At 53.9% G+C, this 3,457-nt stretch carries 1 tRNA gene and 2 rRNA genes; all 3 read right to left on the bottom strand.

The window, feature by feature from the left end:
* Positions 1 to 17: 17 nt before the first annotated feature.
* Positions 18 to 94, bottom strand: a tRNA-Met gene (locus tag C100_RS30035).
* Positions 95 to 184: 90 nt separating this feature from the next.
* Positions 185 to 299: ribosomal RNA gene (gene rrf / locus C100_RS30030) — 5S ribosomal RNA — on the bottom strand.
* A gap of 150 nt (positions 300 to 449) precedes the next feature.
* Positions 450 to 3,243, bottom strand: a 23S ribosomal RNA gene (locus C100_RS30025).
* Between the last annotated feature and the right edge of the window lie 214 nt (positions 3,244 to 3,457).

The following is a 3,457-nucleotide window of genomic DNA, read 5'->3' as shown; positions in this document are numbered from 1 at the left end:
GTGTGTGTGTGTTGATGTGGTTGCGGGGACAGGATTTGAACCTGTGACCTTCAGGTTATGAGCCTGACGAGCTACCGGACTGCTCCACCCCGCGGCGGCAGCGTTTTGGGGGAGCTTTTGGGCTCGGCCCTTTTGCTGCGGATTGTGAATGGGTTTTATGTATGTTCAAAGCGCGAGCTTCAATGCCTGGCGACGCCCTACTCTTCCGGGGCTTGAGCCACAGTACCATCGGCGCAGTCAGGTTTCACGTCCGAGTTCGGGATGGGATCGGGTGGGTCACTGACGCTATGGTCACCAAGCAATGAAGCTGGCGCTTTGGGTTATGATCGATGCCGTGCACGGCGTGTTTGCGATTATATCTGGGCTGGCTCAATAGCCGCCGCCATGTTGGGACAGATTTTCAAGGCTGTCGTTGATGGTGGGACTCTGCGGTTCCTTGTGAGAACCGTTTAAGCGCGAACAGAGCAATTAGGACCGGTTAGCTTCACGCGTTACCGCGCTTCCACATCCGGCCTATCAACGTAGTGGTCTACTACGGCTCGATGAAATCTTATCTTGAGGGAGGCTTCCCGCTTAGATGCTTTCAGCGGTTATCCCGTCCATACATAGCTACCCAGCTGCGCTCCTGGCGGAACGACTGGTACACCAGAGGTATGTTCAACCCGGTCCTCTCGTACTAGGGTCAACTCCTCTCAAATTTCGACGCCCACGGCAGATAGGGACCAAACTGTCTCGCGACGTTCTGAACCCAGCTCACGTACCACTTTAATTGGCGAACAGCCAAACCCTTGGGACCTGCTCCAGCCCCAGGATGTGATGAGCCGACATCGAGGTGCCAAACGATTCCGTCGATATGAGCTCTTGGGAATCATCAGCCTGTTATCCCCGGCGTACCTTTTATCCGTTGAGCGATGGCCCTTCCACGAGGGACCACCGGATCACTATGACCGACTTTCGTCTCTGCTCGACTTGTCAGTCTCGCAGTCAGGCGGGCTTATGCCATTGCACTCTAACAGACGGTTTCCAACCGTCCTGAGCCCACCATCGCGCGCCTCCGTTACTCTTTAGGAGGCGACCGCCCCAGTCAAACTACCCGCCACAGAGGGTCCCTGCACCGGATAACGGTGCGAGGTTAGACATCAGAAAACAACAGGGTGGTATTTCTCCTATGGCTCCACGACAACTGGCGTCATCGCTTCAAAGCCTCCCACCTATGCTACACAGTTCTTTCCTAATGCCACTCTGAAGCTGCAGTAAAGGTGCACGGGGTCTTTCCGTCTAACCGCGGGTACTCCGCATCTTCACGGAGAATTCAATTTCGCTGAGCATATCCTGGAGACAGTGGGGAAGTCGTTACGCCATTCGTGCAGGTCGGAACTTACCCGACAAGGAATTTCGCTACCTTAGGACCGTTATAGTTACGGCCGCCGTTTACCTGGGCTTCAATTCAGAGCTTGCACTCCTCCTCTTAACCTTCAGGCACCGGGCAGGCGTCAGGCCCTATACGTCGTCTTGAAGCCGACTTAGCAGAGCCCTGTGTTTTTGCTAAACAGTCGCTACCCCCTGGCCTGTGCCCCCCACAAAAAGTTGCCTTAATGTGGGGCCTCCTTCTTCCGAAGGTACGGAGGCAATTTGCCGAGTTCCTTCAGGATACTTCTCTCAAACGCCTTGGTATACTCTACCATTCCACCTGTGTCGGTTTAGGGTACGGTCTATACGGTGGGGCTATTTCCTGGGACAACTTCCCTGCCCGGACCAATCCAATCAGGCCGAACAAGTTACGCCATCCGTCACACACCACCAGGCCCACGAATATTAACGTGGTTCCCATCGACTACCCCCTTCGGGCTCGTCTTAGGGGCCGGCTTACCCTGCTCAGATTAGCTTTAAGCAGGAACCCTTGGAATTTCGGCGACAGTGCATCTCACACTGTTAATCGCTACTCATGTCTGCATTCGCACTTCCGATACCTCCACGGTCGGTTACCCTCCCGCTTCAACGGCCTACGGAACGCTCCGCTACCGCTCAGATCAAAGATCTGAACCCTAAGCTTCGGTGCATCACTTTAGCCCCGTTACATCTTCGCCGCAGGATCTCTTATTTAGACCAGTGAGCTGTTACGCTTTCTTTAAAGGATGGCTGCTTCTAAGCCAACCTCCTGGTTGTTTTGGAAATCCCACATGCTTTCCCACTTAGTGATGACTTGGGGACCTTAGCTGTAGGTTAGGGCTGTTTCCCTTTTGACGACGGACCTTAGCACCCGCCGTCTGTCTGCCGGACTAGACTCGTTGGTATTCGGAGTTTGGTTAGAATTGGTAGATCTCGCGACCCCCGCATCCATCCAGTGCTCTACCCCCAACGGCAATCATCCGACGCTCTACCTCAATAGATTTCGCGGAGAACCAGCTATTTCCCGGCTTGATTGGCCTTTCACCCCTAAGCACAACTCATCCGATAATTTTTCAACATTAAACGGTTCGGCCCTCCAGTGCGTGTTACCGCACCTTCAGCCTGGTCATGCATAGATCGCCGGGTTTCGGGTCTAATGCATCAAACTCAGTCGCCCTATTCAGACTCGCTTTCGCTGCGCCTACACCTAACGGCTTAAGCTTGCTTGATACACTAAGTCACAGACCCATTATGCAAGAGGTACGCGGTCAGGTCTCAAGGACCCTCCCACTGCTTGTAGGCATCCGGTTTCAGGTACTGTTTCACTCCCCTCATCGGGGTGCTATTCACCTTTCCCTCACGGTACGGGTTCGCTATCGGTCATGTACGAGTATTTAGGCTTGGAGGGGGGTCCCCCCATGCTCAGACAGAGTTTCACGTGCTCCGCCCTACTCAAGTCCTGATGTTTCGCTTTCACATACGGGGCTGTCACCCGCTATGGCCACACTTTCCAGAGTGTTCTGTTAACTAAACATCAGGCGCTGGCCTGGTCCGCGTTCGCTCGCCACTACTAACGGAATCTCGGTTGATGTCTTTTCCTCCGGGTACTGAGATGTTTCAGTTCTCCGGGTTCGCCTCACCAAAGCCTATTTTATTCAGCTTAGTGATACCTCTCCCATTTAACACGGATCCTGCTTACACAGGACCAGTCTTAAATGGTGAAGGTGGGTTGTCCCATTCGGAAATCGCGGGATCAAAGCTTGCTCACAGCTCCCCCACGCTTATCGCAGCGTGCCACGTCCTTCATCGCCTGTACATGCCAAGGCATTCACCAGATGCCCTTACCTCACGCTTGAGAGTCCACACCACCAACGACACCCCTGAAGCCGTCATCAGCCGTGCGGTTATTAAACTCAGCCAGATATTTAAGTGTCGACAAACACTTTGATCCGCCACCGCTTCCCTCACGGAAAACGCCGCCAGATCAAAGCCATGTCGCCACGGCATCGATTAAAAAAACCCATTCACAATGTCAAAGAGGCACGCCATGCGCGCCATATCACCGGAC

It is taken from the genome of Sphingobium sp. C100 (assembly GCF_000508185.1).
In the GTDB taxonomy this organism is placed as follows: Bacteria; Pseudomonadota; Alphaproteobacteria; order Sphingomonadales; family Sphingomonadaceae; genus Sphingobium.
This window is presented reverse-complemented; position numbering and strand designations above follow the sequence as displayed.